We start from the raw sequence: 20,039 nt of genomic DNA on the forward strand, positions 1-20,039 counted from the left end.
TGCTGGTTTGCCTTCCGACGACCGAAGCCGTCTTCCGACGTTTTTGTTTCTTACGCTCAATGTTCAGTTTTCAAAGAACCATTCGGTGTTTCTTCTTGCGCCCAGCTCCGTTTCCGAAGCAGGAATTACATCATACCGCACTATTCGACATCTTGCAACCCTCAAAATTTACCATTCGCTATTTTTCAGCTTTTATAGATTTTGCAGGCTTGCGAATCTTCGACATCTTTCGTGGCGGAAATAGAATATATCATGATCTATACTCGTTTGGCAACTGAAATAATATTCCAGATAAACTTTTCGACGTGACCGGACACTTTCTACGCAGGCGCAAACGGCGGCGCTTCTGCAATAAGCGCTCTAGAACCCGCTTTACAGCGAATGGATGCGCTTCGTGGACGCCGCCTTGCCCTCTCTCAAATACAATGGAAGAAAAATGTAGAAACAATAGTGCTTAGAACTCTTCCATAATTAACCATCATAGATTATTGTTAACCTACGCTTGCAGGCGGCGGACAGCTCTTCGCGGAAGGGGGAGGCTGTGTTATGGATATCTTCCAATCGTTCTCGGTTCTCTTCGCATTCGGCGTATTCATCCTCACGTTGCTGAGCTACATCGAGAAGAGAAAGTAATCCACTTGGTTCCTGTCTGGTGTGAAGCCATACTGTGAAACAAACCGCCGCCTGCTTGCGTCGGGTCGGGCCGCTGTTGGTCCGACCCTCTTTTAAGCTTTGCGGCTTTAACTCCCCTTCTGTTTGCAACCGCATAATAAATTACCCTACCTAGCAGCCAAGTAAAACGGCTTCGCCGTCCTTTCGTATGGCGGCATACGCATTGTTAGATCATCTATTAGATGAGGATAAGCTTGTCCGCTCTCTGATCGTCTAAAAAGGCCGAGCGGCTTCAGCAGCCGCCCACCCTTTCCATTCAGCCTTCCATACTCTTGCACAGTCAGCTTACGGAGCACTCTGGACTTGCGGTCAGCATTCGCTCAGATTCCGCCTTCGCTAATTCCATAGGTACACATTGTCAACATATACAGAGGTTTGGCCGGATGAATTGCTTGCATCGATCATCTGCACGCCGTACTCCTTAATATTAGCTTTGTCGACCCCTGTCAGGTCCAGTGTGAGGTTGGCGACTCCACCGGCGCTGATTGTTAACCATCCGCTGTCTTTCCAGGTGTAACTGTTGCCATGCTTGACATACAATTTGACGCCTAAACCCGATCCGTAGTTGCCCCAGCCCGCACCCTTGACCGTCGCCTTCAACTGCGACCCCGTAAAGCTGAAATTCCCGCTCTTGAACATGTAATGCTGACTTCCGTTGGACATCTGGATGTCCACCTGTAGCGACTTTAAACCCTTGGAGCTCCAGGCGGTCGTTGACCAAGGCCCTCCGGAAATATTAGAAGCTGTCCAGCCGTCAGTCCCTGATTCAAAATCAGCATATGCCCCGGTTCCGCCCGTACCTCCGCCTCCGCCGGAGGTTCCGCTTAGATACTGTCTCAGCCATTGCATCGCCGGACGCTCCGCCCCCGAGCTTGTAATCAATTGCGAGCCCGATTGCCAGGTCTGTCCCTCAATGTAGCCCCAGAGCGTAACTCCTTTGACAGCCGAATGCTCCCAAAGCACCGGGAATTTCTGCTGGTAGCGGGAGAGTTGCGTAGCGTCGTTCCCGGTCATATCCAGCTCGGACACATAGATAGGAAGGCCAGTCGCCGCCAACGTGTTCAAAACGGAATTCATTGTGCTTACCGAGACCGTGTCCATATTAAAGTAATGGCATTGAATCCCGATCCCATCGATCAAGCCCCTGGCTTTCAGCAAGTTAATGATCTGGACGTAATTGGCCGCCGCGCCCGGATCGCTGATGATCCCATACTCGTTAATTAATAGCTTCGCATTAGGAAAGGCTTGCCTGGCTTGTTCGAATGACCAGATGACCCAATCCCAGCCCGTTGCGCCGTCTCCGCCGATCGCATTCCGGTAAGAGGGCTTTGCATGGAGCGGCTCGTTCACGACGTCTACGAATTCGGCGTTCGGGTATCTCTGCCCGGCGGCTTGAATCCATTGAACGACTTCAGCGCGTTTGTCGTTGTTGGACAAGCTCCCGATCCAGCCCGGCTCCTGACTTCCCCATACAAGTGTGTGAAACTTGAACGGGAAGCCATTATTTCTAGCATAGTTATAGGCCGTATCCGCAGCACTCCAATTCATACTGTTTCTCGTCGACTCGACGGCTCCCCACTTGGTCGAATTCTCCGGCGTCACTTGATTCCAATAAGTACCGAAGCTCGATGGAACGGAATTGGCGATAATGTTGCCCAGAAACTTGTTCCCGCTGGCGAGACCTGCGCTTGCCGGAGCAACCCAGGCGGAAGCCAGAACGGAGGTTATCATCACGAACGCGGCACCCCACATTATCCATTTGGACCTTAACATTACTCATTCTCCTTTGCTTTTTTGGAATTCAGCATGGAATCTCTATTTTCCCTACTTGCGCTTCTCCCCCCTCTCGTTTATTTAAATCGCTTACATTTCATATTTTACCGATTTGCGTAATTTATTTTAATGGAATAAATTTAGCAATTACTTGAAAAATATAGGCTTTACATAAAATAGGCAATGAGAATCAGCGATCGTTTCTATATAAACCGAGCTCTCCGCATGCCAAAAAACGCCCCGGAAGGGGCGCATTCACGGATCGTTCAATTGGACAAACGCATGTTAAACCACGGTAAAAACAGGCTCCTCCGAATAGAAGCGAACAGGAGTGCCGGGAAACCAGCCGCTCAGCCAGTCGGCCAGAAGCTTCATGCCCGGCTGTTCGCTTTCCCGATGGCCGAGCACCAGCAAAGCCTTTCGCTGCCCAAGCTGGATCGCATCCCGCACGTACTCGGGCGTCTCCCACTCCGGGCCCTCGCCGTACAGAATCAGATCAAGTCCGCAGCTTTCGTATAGAGGCACCGCCTGCTCCCTTCCGCCACGATAGCCGACTAACAGCCCGATGCGCCGGCACGGCATCGCCGGATCGCCGACAAGCCGGAGCGAAGCGAGCCCCAGCCGCGCCTTCACCCATTCGGCGACTGTTCCGACTGTACCTTCGGGAAGCGAAACCATCGTCGCCGTCGGCTGCTCTTCCACGACATGCTCCTGCCAGCCGAGCTCCCGAAGCAAGCCCTGCATGATGACATCCGGCCTCATCGCATGCAAGCTGTCATGACAACGGTAGACGGCTAATCCCATCTCTTCGATCAAGCGCCGCTTTGCGGCGAAGACCGGCTCCTTGGCGGCCGCATCCGTCAATCCTATCTCTTCATGGCGATAGAAGACTCCCTCGTGTGCAATGACCAGATTGGCCCCCTGCGAGATCGCTTGCTGCAGCACCTGAACCGTCGGCATAAATGCGACGGCTATCCCTCGCACGGGCGAGAGTGCGTCCCCGTATAACAGACGATCCGTCCCTTTCGGAAACTGCCCGATCTGCTCCGTCAAGGTGTCGATCACCTCTTGTATCGTCAGACCCAAGGCATCGCCCCCTCTATACCCCGGAATAGGCCATAAAGCCGCCGTCCACGGGAATTGTGGCGCCCGTAACGAAGCCTGAAGCCCGATCGTCGGCCAGCCAGAGCAGCGTGCCCAGCAAATCCTCCGGCCTTCCGAACCGGCGCATCGGCGTATGAGCGATAATTTTGTGCGACCTTTCTGTCAAAGAGCCGTCCTCCTGCATAAGCAGCGAACGATTCTGCTCCGTCAAGAAAAATCCCGGCGCGATGGCATTGACCCGAACGCCTGCTTCCGCCAGGTGAACGGCCAGCCATTGCGTAAAATTATCCACGGCCGCCTTCGCCGCGCTGTAAGCGGGAACCTTCGTCATCGGACTGGGAGCGCTCATGGAGGAAACATTAATGATCGTCGATCCGGGCCTGCCGATCATCTGTTTGGCGAAAGCCTGCGAGGGCAGCAGCGTTCCGAGAAAATTCAGATCGAATACGTAGCCGAACCCTTCCTTCGTCAAATCAAAAAAGGTACGAATGCCCTCTTGTTCCAGGTCCGAAGGCCTGAACGTCTCGTTCGTCGTGCTGCCGTCCGGATGGTTGCCGCCAGCCCCGTTGATCAGGAGCGAACACTCGCCCAACTGCTCCCGGACTTGATCGGCCGCTTCGCTCACGCTCATCGCGTCAAGCACGTTGCACTCCACCGCGATAGCCTCCCCGCCAAGCCGGCGAATGCCGTCCGCTACGAGAAGGCCGTTGTCCCGCTTCCGGTTCAGGATCGCCACTTTCATCCCTTGACGGCCAAGCTCCATAGCCATTGCCGAGCATAGCACGCCGCTGCCTCCGGTAACCGCGGCGACCTTGCCTCTTAAGCTGTCGTGAATCGGCAGACTCATGCCAACCGCTCCTTCCTGCCGTGCTCCAATGAATCCCAAAGCCCCCACAGATACATGATTCCCAGCGCCCTGTCATACAGACCATACCCCGGTCGGCATTGCTCGCCCCAAATATGACGGCCATGATCCGGCCGCGCATAGCCGGTAAATCCGGTTTGGTGATACGCCTGTACAATTCCGGCAATATCCACGGTTCCATCCGACGTGCGGTGGGACGTCTCGATAAAATCCCCGTTGTCATAGACTCGTACGTTCCGAATGTGCGCGAATGGAATACGACCGGCGAACTCCCTGATCATAGCGGGAATATCGTTGCGGGGATTCGCCCCGAGGGAGCCGCTGCACAGGGTCAATCCGTTCGCGGGGCTATCTACCAGGCCAAGCAAGCGGCGGAAGGCGTCGGCCCCGGTCATAATACGCGGCAAACCGAAGATCGGCCAAGGCGGATCGTCGGGATGGATGGCCATTTGGATGCCGCAGTCCTCCGCTACAGGAATGATCGCCTCCAGAAAGTAGCGGAGATTGCTCCACAGCTGCTCCTCCGAAACCTCGCGGTAAGCGGCAAACAGCGGAGAAAGCTGCTTCAGCCGCTCCGGCTCCCAGCCCGGCATTGTAAAATTGAGTTCATTGGCGATGCGATCGACCAGCTCGGCAGGGTCCATCCCTTCGATCTTGGCCTTCTCGTAGAACAGCGCCGTCGCTCCATCGCCGAGCTCCTTGTACAGATCGGTTCGAACCCAGTCGAATACCGGCATGAAATTGTAGCAAATCGTTTTGACACCGGCCTCCGCAAGCTTGACGATCGTTTTCTTGTAATTGTCGATATAGTAATCTCGCGAAGGCAGGCCCAGCTTAATATCCTCATGCACGTTAACGCTCTCGACTACCTCCGTATGCAGACCGTAAGCCGCGGCCTTTTCCTTATACTCGGCAATTCGCTCCATGGGCCACTCTTCGCCCGCAGGAAGATCGTGCAGCGCCCACACGATGCCCTCTACTCCCGGAATTTGCCGGATTTGCTCCAGCGTAACCGTGTCGTTGCCCTCACCATACCAGCGGAACACCATTCTCATCGGCTTTTCTCCTCCTGGATCCTAGTAGATCATTCGTCCGTGCTCATCCGCGATACCGGATTTCCGGTAGAAGTAAGTATTCAGAATGTCCCGCCACTCGCATGCGTGCTCCCGCTGATGCAGGAGACGCTGACGGACCTGACCGTACAGTTCCTCATCGATGCGTTCCCCGATCGATTCCCAGAGCGTAAGCAGCTCGGCCGCCCGCTCGGCCCCCTCGAAGCGCGAATCGTAGATGTGCTGAATTACGGTTTTGCCGGAATTCAGCCTATGCTTGTAGGGGACATGGTGGAAAAACAGCAGCAGTTCATCCGGGCAGCTCTCGCGCGACTCGTACCTTTCCGAGTTCGGCGAATGGTACTGCCCCGCAAAGCCGGTACCGGTCGCGACCGTGCGGTCGACGCCGATGCCGTCACGGTCGGCATAATGATAGGTGCCCCACTTGGCATATTCATAGCCGTCGACGTTCGGCCCGTAATGATGGTCGGGATTAACCATCCACCCTACGCCTAGCGGAGCCGTATAAGCTTCATAGATATTGTAGGAGTCAAGCAGCATTTGCAGGATAACCCGCTCCGCTTCCCAATCCCGCCCGAATGTCATCCTTACCCATTCCCGGGCGATTTCCTCCGAGCTCAGGCCCGGATTCCAGGCAAGTCGCGCATAGCCGTACAGATTAGCCTGGGCCAGCAAGTGTCCCGTCCAGTTCGGAGCATCCCCGACGTTCGCGACCGCAGCCATTCCGCCGAGACGCCGGCCGAACAGCGAGCCGTCGACGACTCGGGCAACGAGCGAGCCTTCCCCCCGAGCTCGCGTGTCGAATTCAATCACTTCCTTCCATTGAGGAACTAGATAGCAAAGATGCCTCTGCTGTCCAGTATACTCCTGGGTAATCTGAAGCTCCAGCAGTTGATTGGTCCGCTTCATCCCGCCGAGCAGCGGCGACACAGGCTCTCGCACCTGAAAATCCATCGGCCCGTTCTTGATCTGCAGCAGCACGTTGTCCCGAAAATCCCCGTCGAGCGGCATAAAATGATCGTAAGCGGCGCGCGCCCTGTCCGTAGAGCGATCCCGCCAATCCTGCAGACAGTTATAGACGAAGCATCGCCAGACGACTAGCCCGCCGAACGGTGCAAGCGCATCGGCCAGCAGATTGGCGCCATCCGCATGATTTCGGCCGTACGTGAACGGTCCCGGTCTGAATTCCGAATCGGCCTTCACCAGAAACCCGCCAAAATCGGGAATATGCCGATAGACGTTCCCGACAGCCGATTTCCACCATGCCGCTACGTCCGCGTTCAGAGGATCGGCCGTATTCAAGCCGCCGATTTCCATCGGGCTGGCGTAGTTGACGCTTAGAAACAGCCGGATCCCGCATGATCGAAAAATCGCCGCAATTCTCGAAACCTCGGGCAAGTACGCATCGGTAATCAACAGCGTTTCCTGCTTGTGAACGTTGACGTTGTTGATCGCCGCCGCATTGATGCCGCACGAAGCGAGCAGTCTGGCATAATCCTCGATCCGCTCCAGATCGTCCGTTATCTCGCCGTTGTTAAAAAACAGGCTTTTGCCCGCATAACCCCGCTCCACGGAGCCGTCCAGGTTATCCCAGTGGTTCAGCATACGCAGTCCGTTCGCGGGAGTCTCGCGAATGCGGATTTCCTCCAGATCCTCTCCGTTCTGAAGCAGCCGGATAAATCCGAAGACGGCGTACAAGACCGCCCTGTCCGTAAGGCCGGCCAAGTATACTCTCCCATCTGACGACGACTCGATAACGTAGCCTTCCTCTCCAAGCCCGGACAGATCGCCAGCCGCCGCCAGCGGCTCGAATAGCTGCGAGCGATCCGGCACGCCGGCCACAAGCAAGGGACCGCGATCCGGCAGCTCGCTTTCCTCCGGTACGATGCCAAGCAGCCCGGACAGGGCCAGCTTCAGCTCTCTCCGCGCAGATGCCATGACCGGCGAATCGCCAACCACCGCCAGACGGGAGCACTTCTCCGCATACGCCTCGCGCATTCCGGCGTCTTCTATTAAGGAATACTTCAGCCAACCCTCGTAGCCGCCTCCGGCCTTCCTTCTCTTCACGCTATCGTCTCCCCTTTCATTGTCTAACGATCGGCCAGCAATTCGCTGACAGTCACAAACCGATAGCCCTGTTCGCTCCATGCACGCAGAAGCACGCCTACGGCTTCCACCGTCTGGCTGCGATCCCCCCAGCCGTCATGGAAGAGCAGAATGCTCCCGCTCCGAGTCGTCTCCATCGACTTCTCGACAATATGCCCGACTCCAGGCTGATCCCAGTCCCGGGCTTCCCCGTTGACCGCACCTATGGCTCTATACCCGGCCTCCAAGGAGATATTCCCAACCTCCTCGTTGTAAGCCATATAGGGAGGTCGAAAGACAAGCGGCCTGCGCCCCGTAAGCTCGTGAATCAGCGCATCTGTTCTTTCCAGCTCCGCGCGGCATTGTTCAACGCTCAGGTTCGTCAGAGCCGGATGGCTGAAAGTGTGATTCCCGATCTCGTGACCCGCGTCAACAACGGATCGGACAACATCTGAATGCGCTTCCATCTCTTCCCCGATCATAAAAAAAGTTCCCTTGCCGGACACTTCCGCAAGCAAGCTGACGATTTGCGGCGTATAGATCGGGCATGGCCCGTCGTCGAACGTCAGAGCGATCTCCTTGCGTTGGGTATCGACCTCATGCAGCAGCTCCCATGTTTTCATGCATTTCCCTCTCCTCAATGTATCCTTCTAGACCGGACGAGCGAAGAGCCCCCGTCAAGGAAGGGGCTCTTCACGCTAGCTATTGTTCAGACTCGTAAGGGAACCATATCCGGTAATGGCCGCTTAGCGCCAGCATCGCGAATAAGTACAGGCAGTTATCGTAATATCGTCTCCTGCCCGTTCGAACAGGCGTATTCCAGAACCTCTCAACGCTCAAAGCCGCATAAGGTCCGTCAGGATCGGCCAGCGAAGCCATCGCATTCGTCGCCGTTAGGCCCACAGGGTGAAGCGATCTCTTCTCGAACGGCTCGCCGGCGATCGTATACTTGCGGTAATCGTCGGGGCTCTTATCGGCGAAGAATGCTTGAATAAGCCGGACTTCCCGCGTCATCCACTCGTCGGCTCCAAACCATGCCGCTTCCAAGCCGATGTTGGCCGCTACCCGATACGAATCGCTGAAGAAATGCCCGTAGCCGCGATCGTTGTTGGGCGTCCCGTCATAATGGGCATATTCGGGCGACAAGCCGGTCTCCGGGTGGCAGGCGAGTCTCAGATGCTCCCTGCTGGCCTGCGCCGCTTGCTTCCAGAAAAGCCGATCCTCCTCGTAAGCCCATAACGCGAACAGCTCATAGAAGTGCGGCAGATGATAGGATGGATCCGTATAATCGCACTCCGGTATGAATTTGATCAGCTTGTTGCGAGGGTTCCACATCGGATATCCGCGGCTGCCGTTCTCCCCCTTATGAAGGCATTCGCGCAGCAGCTCCCTGGCCTTCGTGCCGTAATCGAACGGCGCAGGTCCATCCCCCCAGCGATGAGAGGCGAAGAAGAGCGCAAGCGCGAAATACTCCTCTCCGTCCGGAGCGGGGCCGGTCGCCCGCTTCGTTCCGTCCGGGTTGCAGGACCAAGCGAAATATCCGGCATTGTCTCCCTCGGACATCCACATATAACGATACGACCATTTCCATATTCGGTCAAATATCTCACGTTTGTCCAGCTGAACGGCCATCATCATTCCGTAGGACATGCCTTCCGTCCGAACGTCGTCATTGCCGGTGTCGAGCATATAACCCATCTCGTTGTCCGCCGGAAAATAAATTCTCGTCTCGTCATTTCGGCCGAACAACTGCTCCCATGTCTGTTCCAGCCTCGCGGCGATGTCCGACTCGCTATAGCCGTAATCCAAAAGCAGGTTACGATAGGCGCCGCTGCTGGATGCCCCCGTCCCGGTTGCTCTGCCCATCACCCTATCATCCTCATCCTTTCACGCCTCCGAGTGTCATCCCCTTCACGAAGTATCTTTGCAGGAACGGATAAACCATAACGATAGGCAGACTGGCTACGATCGTCATGGTTGCCCGGATCGAGGTTGGAGTGACGAAATTCGCCGACGATCCTCCCGAGCCATCCATGCTACCCCCTGAAGAAGAAATGGAAGCGTTGGAATTTTGCAGCATCTTCATTAGTTCGTATTGTAAAGTACTCAGATCGATAAAGGAAGAGTTGTAAAGAAACACGTCAAACCAGGAATTCCAATGATAGACCGCCGTAAACAACGACGTCGTGGCCAGCACGGGCGTCGAGAGCGGAAGCACAATCCGCAAAAAGGTCGTAAACTCCCCGGCCCCGTCGATTCTGGCGGACTCCAGAATGCCCTCGGGCAATGCTTCGATAAACGAGCGAATAACAATCACGTTAAATACGCCGACGATCCCCGGAACGATATACACCCAGAAGCTCCCCAGAAGATCGAGCTCCCGCATGAGCAGGAAATTCGGAATCAGACCGCCGTTGAAATACATCGTGAGCACGAACGCAAGCGTGACGAATTTCCTGAGCACGAATTCCGGTCGGCTGATCGTATAGGCGACCATCGCCGAGCAGAAGGTGGAGATCAGCGTGCCGATAACCGTCCGCGCGACGGAGATGAATGTAGAATGGAGAATCGTCGCTTGCTTAAACACATAATCGTAGTTATCCCAGGTTAAAACCCTTGGCCAGACGTAAATCCCGCCTTTGACGGAATCTGATGCATCGTTCAGGGAAACCGCCAGCATATTCACGAAAGGGTAGATCGTCACGATCATCAACAAAATCATGAAGATGTAGTTCGCTATATCGAACGCCCGGTCGCCAAACGACAATCGGTGCCTGTAAGTTCCTTGCAGCTTCGCCATTTCGCTCTCCTCCTTAGAACAATCGATCCTGTCCCAGCCGCTTCGCGAGATGGTTGGCCGAGAACAGCAGCACGATGCTGATGACCGTCTTGAATATGCCCGCAGCGACGGAAAGCGAGTAATTGCCCAAATTCATACCGTATTTCAAAATGAATATTTCGAGATTTTCCGAATAATCAAGATTGGGACCGTTGCCGAGCAAATATTGCGGCTCGAACCCGGTTTCCAGGATTTGTCCCAACGTCAGAATCATCAGTATGATGATAACTGGACGAATGCCCGGAAGCGTGACGTGCCAGATTTTCTGAATCCTTCCCGCGCCGTCGATCTCTGCGGCCTCATACTGCGACGTATCGATTGTCGTCAAGGCTGCCAAATAGATGATCGTATTCCAGCCTACGTTTTTCCATACCTCGGAAACGCCGATGATTCCCCAGAAGTACTTCCCTTCGCCGAGCCATAGAATCGGCTCGCTAATCCATCCCAGGCCCATTAAAATTTCGTTGATGACGCCGCCGTCTGCCGACAGCGTCGTTTGAATGATCGTAGCGGCTACGACCCAAGAAATAAAATGCGGCAAATAGCTGATGGTCTGTACCACTCGCTTGAACAGGACAACCCTCAACTCATTAAGCAGCAGCGCCAGCGTGATAGCAGTCACGAATCCCAGCACGAAATTGATGGAGCTCATCGCCAGCGTATTGCGCAATACCGTGACAAACCGGTCATCCGAGAACATGAAATCGAATTGCTGAAAGCCGACCCATTTCTGCTCTCCGAACGGCTTGCCCGGTTTGAAATTCTGGAAGGCGATCGTCCAGCCCCATAGAGGAATGTACTTGAACACGAACAGCCACAGCAGAAAAGGGATGGACATAAACACCAGCGTTTTCTGCTTGATGAGTCTATACAAAAACGAATTAACGCCGGATTTTCTGCCAAGAGGCAGCCGGTCGACGGATGGTTCTAGCTCGTAGTTTTTTAACAAGGCGGTCGCTCCTTATCTCCGTTCCAGACGCTGCGGTTGAAGAGATCGTAAAACCGGGAAAGACCGGAAGCCGTAACCTTGCGGACTCCGACCTTCCCCGTTTGTTTAGTTGCCTTTGATCTTGGCGACTTTTTCCTTGATCTCGTCAGACATCGTCTTCTCATACTCCGCTACGGGCAGCTTGGCGTACTCGTTCAGGAATTCGTTCCAGTTGCTCTCGAACTTGTCAGGAGAAGCGAGAACGATCTTCGCGAAATACTTGCGCTGCACGTCGACCTTCTTGGCGGTGTAGATTTGCGCTGGCGAGCCTTGCTCCAGCGCGATGCTCCAGGCCGGATACCACGGACGATCGTCCGGGCCAGAGAACAGCTCTGCATAAGTCTGAACGCCGTATTTGGCCAGGCGGTCTTTCTCCGCTTGCGTATACGAGGCTTGCGCGACCTCCGGCTGTCTTCCTGCGGTAACGACGTTGCCGTCCGGGAATTTGGAGCCTTGGCCGTACATCGGCCAGTAATACTCAAAATGACCAAGACCGACTTGACGCTTGTAGTCGTTGTCTTTCAATTGATCGATCTGCTCCTGCGTTCTGTAGAGACGACCCTGATCGTTGACCTCGTAGGTCTTGCCCTGAATGCCCCATTGCACCAGCTTCTGGTTCTCGTCCGTCAGCAGATTGTCGAAGAACTTGATAATTCTGACCGCGTCCTTCGCGCTCTTGGTAATCCCGATACCGCGATTGTTAATGAAGGAAGACGGGTCGATATACTGATCCTTGATGCTTGCATCGTATACAATCGGGAGCGGGAAATATTCCAGATCGTCGTTGCCGCCGTTCTTGACCGTTTCGGCCTTGAGCGTCTGATGCGCTTGATTGACCTGCCAGCCGTAATCGAAGTAGCCGAGCACTCTGCCGGAGGTAATCTTGGCCATATACTGATCGTAATTGTCGACGAAGGAGGACTTGTCGTACAGCCCTTTGCCGTTAAGCTCGTTCAGCTTCTGCAGCCAACGCTTCGTTCCGTCGTTGGTCGCATAGATTTTGGCGTCCATCGTGTTCATATCGACCTGAACTTCGCCGTCGTTCGGATACCCTTGCAGATGGTTCGGCGGGTTTGTCGTGGCGAAGAAGCGCCAGTCGTGCGTCAGCGACATAAAGCCGGTCAGCTTCTCATCCTTATGATTCGCAATGTAATCTTCGATAAGCTTGAAATACTCGTCGAACGTCTTAACCTTCGGATACCCGGCTTCCTTCAGCACGCGATTCTGTATCCAGAAAGCGCCTTGGTCGATAGACGCGTTCGGCGTATATTCCCCGACGATGGCGCTGAACGGAAGGAAATAAATGTTGCCGTCATCCGCCTTCATCAGGTTGAAATAAGGCTCGTAGACTCGTTTGATATTCGGACCGTACTGTTCGATAAGATCGTTAAGCGGGATAAAGGCTCCGGCTTCCAGAATCTTGTCGATGCCCGCGTCCGGCTGCATAATGTCCGGATAAATGTCGCTGGCGATCATCGTGCCGATCTTTGTGTTCAAGTCTCCAACGAGATACTCGATTCTGAAGTTGACGCCCGTTTGCTCCTCCAGAATTTTGCCGATCTCGGTCTTGTTCGTGTCCGTATCTTTGTTCGCGGTCGCATTAAAATAAGTAAAAGTGATCGGCTCCGGCTTCGGCTCTTCGCTCGCCGCCTGCGAGCTTGGCGCCGACTCCGATCCGCTCGGGCTGGGCGCAGCGCTCTCTCCTGCCTTGCCGTTGCCCCCCGAACAGCCGACCAGCGCCGTCAGCAGCGTCAGCGACAGAGCGCCGAGCAGCCATTTTTTCCTCGTTTTCAATGAAGATACCCCTCTCCAATTGTGAAGTTGTAAGCGCTTTTAGTAAGCACTTTCAGTATATAAGGGGATTCGACCTTTGTTTACCCAATAAACTATATATCGCGCTTTGAAAATTAAAGAGAACCCAGCGCAAGGATAACCGAGGTGCCCTCGCCTCTTGTGCTCTTGATCTCGAAGGCCGCGCGCTCGCCATAGAACAGTCTCAGTCTTAGAAATACGTTGCGCACGCCCACGCTCTCCCCGATCTCCTCGCTGTGGCGAAGATCGTGGAGCAGCTCGGCTAATTTGTCCTCGGGAATGCCTACCCCGTTGTCGCTGACCATGCAGAGCATGCCCTCGGGCGTTTTGCTCACGCGCACCGTGATCATGCCCGAGCTTTTGAGCGCCTCGATTCCATGGATACTGGCGTTCTCCACAAGCGGCTGAAGCGTCATCTTCGGAATCAGCTCGCCGCTGCATTCGGGATCGGCTTCGATTCGATAGTCCAGCTTGTCCCCGAACCGATATTTTTGAATTTGCAGGAAGCTGTCTACCAGATCGAGCTCGTCCTTGACCGTAACGAGGTCCTTCCCCCAGGTCAGCGATTTGCGGAAGATTTTCGCCATGTGATGAATGATTCTCGCCGTTTCCTCCTCGGACTTCATCAAGCTTCTCATCCGGATCGTCTCCAGCGAATTAAATAGAAAATGGGGATTAATCTGGCTCTGGAGCGCGTGCAGTTGAGACTGATTCCGCTTCAGCTCCAGCTCCTTCTTCTGGATATCCGCCATATAGACGTCATGAATCAGACTTCTGATCTGCAAGGTCATTCGGTTGAACTCCATCGTCAGCTGGCCGATCTCGTCCTTCGTTTCGGAGTTGTCGATCGTGTCGAAGCTGTGATTCTTCACCCGTTTCATCTGTTTGAGAATGCGAATGAGACGCTCGTTCAACGATCGGGTAAACCAGATGATAATAAGCGTGGGAACAATAATATTCGGAAGCGCCATATAGATCACGAACTCCCGCGACTTCCGCACCTCTTCAAGCACCTCTCCCTCCTGAAACTCCCCGACGACGCGCCAATTACGCAAGTAGCCGACGCCGTCGAAGCTCTCCTCCAGCATGATGGCGTCCCTTCCCGGTTGATCGAACGAGGCCTTCGCGGCCGCATCCGTCAGCGCTCCGTTCGGCGTCGCCACGTACTGAACCTCCTCGCCGGACAGCAAATACACATTGCCGGCCAGCGTGACATTATGGAAGGCCTGCATGATCAGCTCGGGATGCAGATCGATTTTCATGACTTTGGCATGGTGGCCCGGACCGGCGGAATCGCTCATCTTGCGGACGATGCTGATCGCCGGCTGCATAGGGGAGGCGCCGTCCCGGACGATAATCGGGTTGGAGGTGTTGGATTGCTCCAGCTCCCTGTACCAGCCTTGCTTCTTCACTTCCGGCGAGAGCGGGAGAACGTGGCCGCCGTAAATAATCGTGTCGTTGTTCGTGTACACCGTAATCTGCTGGATCGCCCTATATACAGGAGCATACTTCTCCAAAATGTCCATCGTGTAGGAATGATAGCTGATGACATAATCGGCCGGATTGTCGTACTGACGGTCCAGCGATTCATTCAGAATGGAATCGTTGTACAGCACCGCCGAAATTCCGACGACCGCGTCGACCTGATTCCGGAATTCGTTGCGGATCTGCTCGATCGCCAGCGACAAGTCCTGAAGCTTCTGCTTCTTGACATTGTTCGTCGTGATCGTATAGAACGTCAGCATCGTGAGGATTACGGGAATGAACACGCATAAGAAGTAAACGATAAGCATTTTGTTCCTGAGCCGGATATTGTTCAACGCGCCGCTGATCCTCATTGCGCCTGAAGCCTCCTGTTGCCGCCTAGGCTTTCGCCAGCATTGCGTTTTTGTATTCCGTCGGCGTCCTGCCCTCGACTTTTTCGAATTGGCACACGAAATAGTCCGCATTGCCGAATCCGACGTTCGCCGCGATCTCGTAAACCTTGTTGTCCGTTTGCCTCAGCTGCTTCTTCGCTTCTGTTATGCGAATATGCAGCAAGTACTCGTTGAAATATACGCCGTACGTTTTTCGAAACAGCTGCCCGAGATAGACCGGATTCATGTAGAAGCGCTTGGAAATGCTCTTCAGATTGATATTCTCGTCGTAATGCGCATCGATGTAGCTCTTGATTTTCCCGATATCGCCTCTTGTTCTGGAGGAACGAAGCTCGCTTACGTAATCCGCGCATTCCGTCAGGAAGGCGGTGAACAGCGCCTTGAGCCCTCTAAGCGTTCGCGGCTCATGATGCCATTGCAGAAGGGGGATCAGTCTGTCCACCTCTTTCTCGTCGCCGCCCATCGTCTGAATGATCCCTGTCGCTCCGTGCAGGCAGCGCAAGATCGAAGCCTGCACCGATTCCGGAGAATAAGACTGCTCACGGAACGCGCCGAACAGACGGTCCGCCAGCTTGGCCATGGCCGTCTCGTCGCGCTCCTCTAGGCTTTCCATCAGCTCGGCATGCAGCGCCGAATCGACTTCCTTGAAGCCGAGCGCCTTATCCCTGATCTCCTCGTAGATCAAGACCTTCGCTCCATCCAGGGCATACTTGTAGCTCATCGTTTCCGCCATCGCGGCGTAAGACTCCTTGACGCTCCTCAAGCCGGAAACAGACGCCCCCGCATAGATGCGCAGCTCGCCTTCCATGCAGGCTTCAAGCGTTCTCGCCAACTCCTCGCCAAGCGCCCTGACCCCCTCCGTCTCCGAAAGGGCGAACACAAGAAAGCCGAATTCGGAACCGCTCCGCGCGTAGAAGGGCGTCGTTCCGCTCTGCCCGCGCAACGCCAGCAGCTCAACCACCGCTAGCTTGGCCTGCTCGATCCGTTCCGCTCTAACGTCCTCAGGCAAAGACGGCGGCAGATCGTTCCATTCGACGTTCATATAGCGCAAGGGACGATCTTGGGGTAGTCCCAGCAGCATCGCCGCTTCCTCCAGCAGCTTCTCGTCCAGCTGCCCGATCACCAGGCTTTCGAATACGGAAGCCTGAATTATCCGGTTGCCCGCTTCCTTCCATTCCCGATCTCCGTCGAACGTCTTCCCGATTCTGGTCAACGTTTCGATAAGCTCATCCTCGTCGATCGGCTTGAGCAAATAGTCCTCTACGCCGAAGCGAACCGCCTGCTGCGCATACTTGAAATCCCCGTAGCCGCTAATAATAATGAATTTCGTTGTTTTGTCGCCATGCTCCCGCACCTTCTGAATGAGCTGCAACCCGTCCAGAACCGGCATGCGGACATCCGTAATGACCACGTCGGGCCGAAGCTCGCCGATGAGCGCGAAGGCGTCCTCTCCGTCCTCGGCCTCGGCTACAATCTCGTAACCAAGCTTCGCCCACGGAATAAGTCCGATCAGCCCTTTGCGCGCGAATACCTCGTCGTCCACCAGAATGGCCTTCTTCACAAGCTTCCCCCCGAATCACTTTGTAATCGCTTACAATTATGCGGGTCAAGCATCTTTTCATCTCGTTTGCAGGTAATCAAACCTAGTTTACCGTGAATCCGACTCCCGTGGACCATACAAATTAAACATTTTCCTTTGCTTTTTAACGAAGATGGGAGCATTCCCAACGGGAAAGCCCCCATCTCAGTATTAGCCCTTGACCGAGCCCGCCGCAATGCCCTCCACGATCCGATTGCTCAGAAGGAGGAAAGCCAGCAGAATCGGCAAAATGCTGATCATTAGCGTAGCGCCGACGGCGCCCCAATTGGTCGTGTATTGTCCGACGAAATTTTGTACGCCTACCGTGAGCGTCTTCAGTTCGTCCGAGCTGATGAACGTATTGACGAATATGAATTCGTTCCAGTTATAGATCATGTTGATAATTGCCGCAGTGACGATGACCGAGGCCGTCATCGGCAGCACGATCTGCAGGAACACCCGGTTGACGCCGCAGCCGTCCATGACCGCCGCCTCCTCTATCTCGCGCGGAAGCGCGTAGTAGAAGCCGAGCAGAATCATGATGGTAATAGGCAGGTTAAAGGCCGTGTACGAGAGGATCAGGCTTAGCTGCGAATCCGTCATGTTCAGCTTCTGGAACAAGTTAAACAGCGGAATGAGCGTCGAATGAACCGGGATCATCAGCCCCACCATGAACAGCCCGAGCACAAGCGGCCGCAGCCTCCATCTCATGCGCGTGAGCGCATAGGTAACGAAGCTGGCCAGCAGAATCGTAAGCACGACGGAAACGACGGTAATCCATACGCTATTGATAAAATATTTGCTGATATTGCCCTGGGACCATACGCTCTCATAGTTCTCCCACCTGAGCTTCGAGGGAAGCGAGAACGGCGGAAGGTTGAACACCTCCTGGCTGTTCTTCAGAGAGAAGAAGAACAGCCAGACTAGAGGCAGCAGTTGCAGAACGGCCGTCAGTGTCAAAGCCGCATATAGAAGCCCGTACAAGAGGCGGCTTCCGATCGAGCGCTGACCGTCGCTGTTCCGTTCCGAACCGATGCGCATCGCTTTGGCAGCGGTAGTCAATCGAATCTCCTCCAGCCTACGAGTATTGGATATTGTCTTTGGTTGCGGTTAAGCGGCGAATGCCCCAAGTGGCGAACAAACAGATCACGAGCAGGAAGAAGCCGATGGCGCTGCCGTATCCAAAATCGAAGCTGCGGAACGCCTTATGGTACATGTAAGAGGCCATGACCTCGCTTGCTCCGTTAGGTCCTCCGTCCGTCATCACGTAGATGAGGTCGAAGTATTTCAGCGAGCCAACGACCGCAAGCACGATCGTCACCTTGAACATTTCGGCGATCAGCGGAACCTTGATGCGCAACGCAATCTGCAGCGAGCTGGCTCCGTCGATGCGCGCGGCCTCGATCAGCGAAGCCGGGATGTTCTTGAATGCGGCATAATAAATCAAAATGTAAAAGCCCGCATACTGCCACAGGATCGGAACGAACAGCGCGCCCAGAACAATCGCGGGGTCCGCCAACCAATCTGGTGTTTCCTTGACGCCAAGCGAAGTCAGCAGATTGTTCAGAATACCTGAAGTTGGATGATAAATCTTCAGCCACAGCTGAGCAATTGCGACCGAGGAAAGCAGCATCGGGAGCAAATAGATTTTGCGATACAAGCTGGCCCCCCGGATACGCCCGGACAAGATCAGCGCTACTCCCATATAGAGAAGCAGGCACGCCGTAGACAGAAGCGCGAACAAGAACGAATGATAGACGCTGCTCCAGAATTGCTCGTCGCGCAGCAGCACCGCGTAATTGTCTAAGCCGATAAAACTCATCGCTCCTATGCCGTTCCACTCCATTAGCCCATAATAGCCCGTAAGCACGATTGGCATGTAGACGACTCCAAGAATGAGAAGCAATGCGGGCAATACGTAAAGCGCGATAATCCCTTTGTTGGACATAACCTTATCCATTAGCCTAGCCTCCCCAAGCGCGGAGAAAGGACATTCCCCCGTATTCGCCGGAACGTCCTTTCCCCTTCGCGTCGGTGTTATTTGCCCGTCTTCAGCGCAGCCTCTTGCTTCTGTGCGAATTCCTCCGGCGTGACTGCCTTGCCGAACAGCGCCTGAACCAGGTTATGATGCTCCTCGGACGCGACCGGCTTCATCTGTACATCTACGTAGAGCGTAACCTTTTTCGCCGAATTCAGCTCGTTCAACAGGTCGATGAACATCTGCGGCAATTTGACGGTGGCCGTATCGACCTTCGTAGCCGGAATAATGCCGGCGTCGGTCACGGAATGCTCGCCCCACTTCTGAACGAAGAAGCTGACGAATTTCTTGGCCTCTTCCTTGTACTGGGACTTGTCGGAGACGAACAGTCCTACGCCTACGCCGCCCACCCAATCGGCCAGGTCTCCTTTGCCTCCGGCAACTGTCGGAAACTTGAAGTAGCCGATCTTGTCCTTGAATTCCTGAGGGATGTCGGGATTCGTCGTGTAATTCGGAACCTCCCAAGTCCCCATCGCGTACATTGCCGCTTTTCCGTTCATAAATTCCGATTTGGCCTCGTCGTTGGACAAACCGTTAAAGCCTTTGACGAACGCCTTCATATCGACAAGCTCCTGCGCTTGCTTGGCCGCCTCGATCAGCGAAGGATCGGTGAACGTGCTGCCGGCGACGGATTGGTCGAGCAGATCGGGGCCTCCGATACGATCGGCCAGGTACATGTACCAGAACGAGGCCGTCCATGCATCCTTCGCTCCGAGCGTAATCGGCGTAATGCCCTTGTCGTTCAGCGTTTGGATAATCTTCTTCAGATCGTCCAGCGTCTGCGGCGGCTGCAGATTGTTCTGCGCGAAAATCTCCTTGTTGTAATAGACGGGGACGATGTTCAATTCCACCGGCAGACCGTAGGTTTTACCGTCGAACGCATAGCCGTCCGTCGTTCCCGAGACGAATTTGTCCTTCAGATCGCCCTGCAGCAGATCGTCCAGCGGCGTGAACATGCTGCCCTTCACATACGGCTCCATGAATCCGGCCGCCCACGTAAAGCCGACGTCGGGCAAGGCGTTGGAGGCGGACAGTACCTTCAGCTTGTTTTTGTACTGCTCGGTATCCAGCACCTCCGTATCGATGGTCACGTTCGGATTCGCGGTCAGATATTCTTCGATGATTTGCTTGATCACTTTGTTCTGCGCGGAATTGCTTCCGTCCGGCCAGAGATGCATCAGCTTGAGCTTAATCTTGTCGCCCGAGGCCGCCGGCGCCTTGCTGCCTGAAGCGCTGCCTTCGCTTGCCTTCCCTTCCTTATTGGAACCGCTTCCGCAAGCGGTTGCAACAAGGAGCAACACCAGAAGCATCGAACAAACGACTAACCATTTTCT

16 protein-coding genes and 1 pseudogene are annotated in these 20,039 nt (G+C 54.7%); 1 reads left to right on the forward strand and 16 read right to left on the reverse strand.

Annotation, left to right across the window (positions count from 1 at the left end):
- Positions 1-546: 546 nt before the first annotated feature.
- Positions 547-633: a putative holin-like toxin gene (locus ACFO1S_RS25560; RefSeq protein ID WP_378127832.1), complete on the forward strand. Its 87-nt coding sequence runs from the start codon at positions 547-549 to the stop codon at positions 631-633.
- Positions 634-1,008: 375 nt separating this feature from the next.
- On the opposite strand, the gene ACFO1S_RS25565 is transcribed toward ACFO1S_RS25560, so the two are convergent.
- The 16 genes and pseudogenes from ACFO1S_RS25565 to ACFO1S_RS25640 all read right to left on the reverse strand — a co-directional run bounded on the left by ACFO1S_RS25565 (position 1,009) and on the right by ACFO1S_RS25640 (position 20,015).
- Entirely contained in the window at positions 1,009-1,521 is a 513-nt protein-coding gene (locus ACFO1S_RS25565; protein ID WP_378127834.1) for a hypothetical protein, read from the reverse strand.
- Positions 1,498-2,424 (reverse strand): annotated as a pseudogene (locus ACFO1S_RS25570) (endo-1,4-beta-xylanase); the annotation flags it as partial. The gene ACFO1S_RS25565 and the pseudogene ACFO1S_RS25570, both read right to left, overlap by 24 nt.
- Positions 2,425-2,730: 306 nt before the next feature.
- The gene (locus ACFO1S_RS25575; protein ID WP_204606042.1) at positions 2,731-3,531 is read right to left on the reverse strand and encodes a Nif3-like dinuclear metal center hexameric protein; all 801 of its coding nucleotides are present in this window, start codon (positions 3,529-3,531) and stop codon (positions 2,731-2,733) included.
- Between the two features lie 13 nt (positions 3,532-3,544).
- Positions 3,545-4,396, reverse strand: coding sequence for an SDR family oxidoreductase (locus ACFO1S_RS25580; RefSeq protein WP_204606041.1), 852 nt, complete (start codon positions 4,394-4,396; stop codon positions 3,545-3,547).
- Positions 4,393-5,469 carry a mannonate dehydratase gene (gene uxuA / locus ACFO1S_RS25585; protein WP_204606040.1) on the reverse strand — a complete coding sequence of 359 codons (1,077 nt, stop codon included), beginning with the start codon at positions 5,467-5,469 and terminating at the stop codon, positions 4,393-4,395. Before uxuA ends, ACFO1S_RS25580 begins: the two co-directional genes overlap by 4 nt.
- 21 nt (positions 5,470-5,490) lie before the next feature.
- Positions 5,491-7,554: an alpha-glucuronidase family glycosyl hydrolase gene (locus ACFO1S_RS25590; protein WP_378127817.1), complete on the reverse strand. Its 2,064-nt coding sequence runs from the start codon at positions 7,552-7,554 to the stop codon at positions 5,491-5,493.
- A 23-nt stretch (positions 7,555-7,577) separates the two neighbouring features.
- Positions 7,578-8,195 carry a polysaccharide deacetylase family protein gene (locus ACFO1S_RS25595; protein WP_204606039.1) on the reverse strand — a complete coding sequence of 206 codons (618 nt, stop codon included), beginning with the start codon at positions 8,193-8,195 and terminating at the stop codon, positions 7,578-7,580.
- Positions 8,196-8,274: 79 nt separating this feature from the next.
- Positions 8,275-9,438, reverse strand: coding sequence for a glycosyl hydrolase family 8 (locus ACFO1S_RS25600; protein WP_204606038.1), 1,164 nt, complete (start codon positions 9,436-9,438; stop codon positions 8,275-8,277).
- Positions 9,439-9,451: 13 nt separating this feature from the next.
- Entirely contained in the window at positions 9,452-10,372 is a 921-nt protein-coding gene (locus ACFO1S_RS25605; protein WP_204606037.1) for a carbohydrate ABC transporter permease, read from the reverse strand.
- Positions 10,373-10,385: 13 nt separating this feature from the next.
- A complete protein-coding gene (locus ACFO1S_RS25610; protein WP_204606048.1) occupies positions 10,386-11,249 on the reverse strand; it encodes an ABC transporter permease in 864 nt (287 codons plus the stop codon).
- A gap of 216 nt (positions 11,250-11,465) precedes the next feature.
- Complete coding sequence (locus ACFO1S_RS25615) at positions 11,466-13,193, reverse strand: ABC transporter substrate-binding protein (protein ID WP_204606036.1); 1,728 nt, start codon at positions 13,191-13,193, stop codon at positions 11,466-11,468.
- A gap of 113 nt (positions 13,194-13,306) precedes the next feature.
- Entirely contained in the window at positions 13,307-15,049 is a 1,743-nt protein-coding gene (locus ACFO1S_RS25620; RefSeq protein ID WP_204606035.1) for a sensor histidine kinase, read from the reverse strand.
- Between the two features lie 25 nt (positions 15,050-15,074).
- Positions 15,075-16,649: a response regulator transcription factor gene (locus tag ACFO1S_RS25625; protein WP_204606034.1), complete on the reverse strand. Its 1,575-nt coding sequence runs from the start codon at positions 16,647-16,649 to the stop codon at positions 15,075-15,077.
- Positions 16,650-16,838: 189 nt separating this feature from the next.
- Complete coding sequence (locus tag ACFO1S_RS25630; protein WP_204606047.1) at positions 16,839-17,708, reverse strand: carbohydrate ABC transporter permease; 870 nt, start codon at positions 17,706-17,708, stop codon at positions 16,839-16,841.
- Positions 17,709-17,745: 37 nt separating this feature from the next.
- Positions 17,746-18,627, reverse strand: coding sequence for a carbohydrate ABC transporter permease (locus tag ACFO1S_RS25635; RefSeq protein WP_204606033.1), 882 nt, complete (start codon positions 18,625-18,627; stop codon positions 17,746-17,748).
- A gap of 77 nt (positions 18,628-18,704) precedes the next feature.
- Positions 18,705-20,015, reverse strand: coding sequence for an extracellular solute-binding protein (locus tag ACFO1S_RS25640; RefSeq protein WP_204606046.1), 1,311 nt, complete (start codon positions 20,013-20,015; stop codon positions 18,705-18,707).
- Positions 20,016-20,039: the final 24 nt, after the last annotated feature.

The organism is Cohnella boryungensis (genome assembly GCF_042651945.1).
In the GTDB taxonomy this organism is placed as follows: domain Bacteria; phylum Bacillota; class Bacilli; order Paenibacillales; family Paenibacillaceae; genus Cohnella; species Cohnella boryungensis.

Excerpts from the sequence above, each read along its gene's own strand:
- ACFO1S_RS25630 (WP_204606047.1), bottom strand. The coding sequence starts at position 17,708 with ATGCGCATCGGTTCGGAACGGAACAGCGACGGTCAGCGCTCGATCGGA.
- ACFO1S_RS25600 (WP_204606038.1), bottom strand. The coding sequence starts at position 9,438 with ATGGGCAGAGCAACCGGGACGGGGGCATCCAGCAGCGGCGCCTATCGT.
- ACFO1S_RS25580 (WP_204606041.1), bottom strand. The coding sequence starts at position 4,396 with ATGAGTCTGCCGATTCACGACAGCTTAAGAGGCAAGGTCGCCGCGGTT.
- uxuA (WP_204606040.1), bottom strand. The coding sequence starts at position 5,469 with ATGAGAATGGTGTTCCGCTGGTATGGTGAGGGCAACGACACGGTTACG.
- ACFO1S_RS25640 (WP_204606046.1), bottom strand. The coding sequence starts at position 20,015 with ATGCTTCTGGTGTTGCTCCTTGTTGCAACCGCTTGCGGAAGCGGTTCC.
- ACFO1S_RS25610 (WP_204606048.1), bottom strand. The coding sequence starts at position 11,249 with ATGTCCATCCCTTTTCTGCTGTGGCTGTTCGTGTTCAAGTACATTCCT.
- ACFO1S_RS25560 (WP_378127832.1), top strand. The coding sequence starts at position 547 with ATGGATATCTTCCAATCGTTCTCGGTTCTCTTCGCATTCGGCGTATTC.
- ACFO1S_RS25605 (WP_204606037.1), bottom strand. The coding sequence starts at position 10,372 with ATGGCGAAGCTGCAAGGAACTTACAGGCACCGATTGTCGTTTGGCGAC.
- ACFO1S_RS25565 (WP_378127834.1), bottom strand. The coding sequence starts at position 1,521 with ATGCAATGGCTGAGACAGTATCTAAGCGGAACCTCCGGCGGAGGCGGA.
- ACFO1S_RS25620 (WP_204606035.1), bottom strand. The coding sequence starts at position 15,049 with ATGAGGATCAGCGGCGCGTTGAACAATATCCGGCTCAGGAACAAAATG.
- ACFO1S_RS25635 (WP_204606033.1), bottom strand. The coding sequence starts at position 18,627 with ATGGATAAGGTTATGTCCAACAAAGGGATTATCGCGCTTTACGTATTG.
- ACFO1S_RS25595 (WP_204606039.1), bottom strand. The coding sequence starts at position 8,195 with ATGAAAACATGGGAGCTGCTGCATGAGGTCGATACCCAACGCAAGGAG.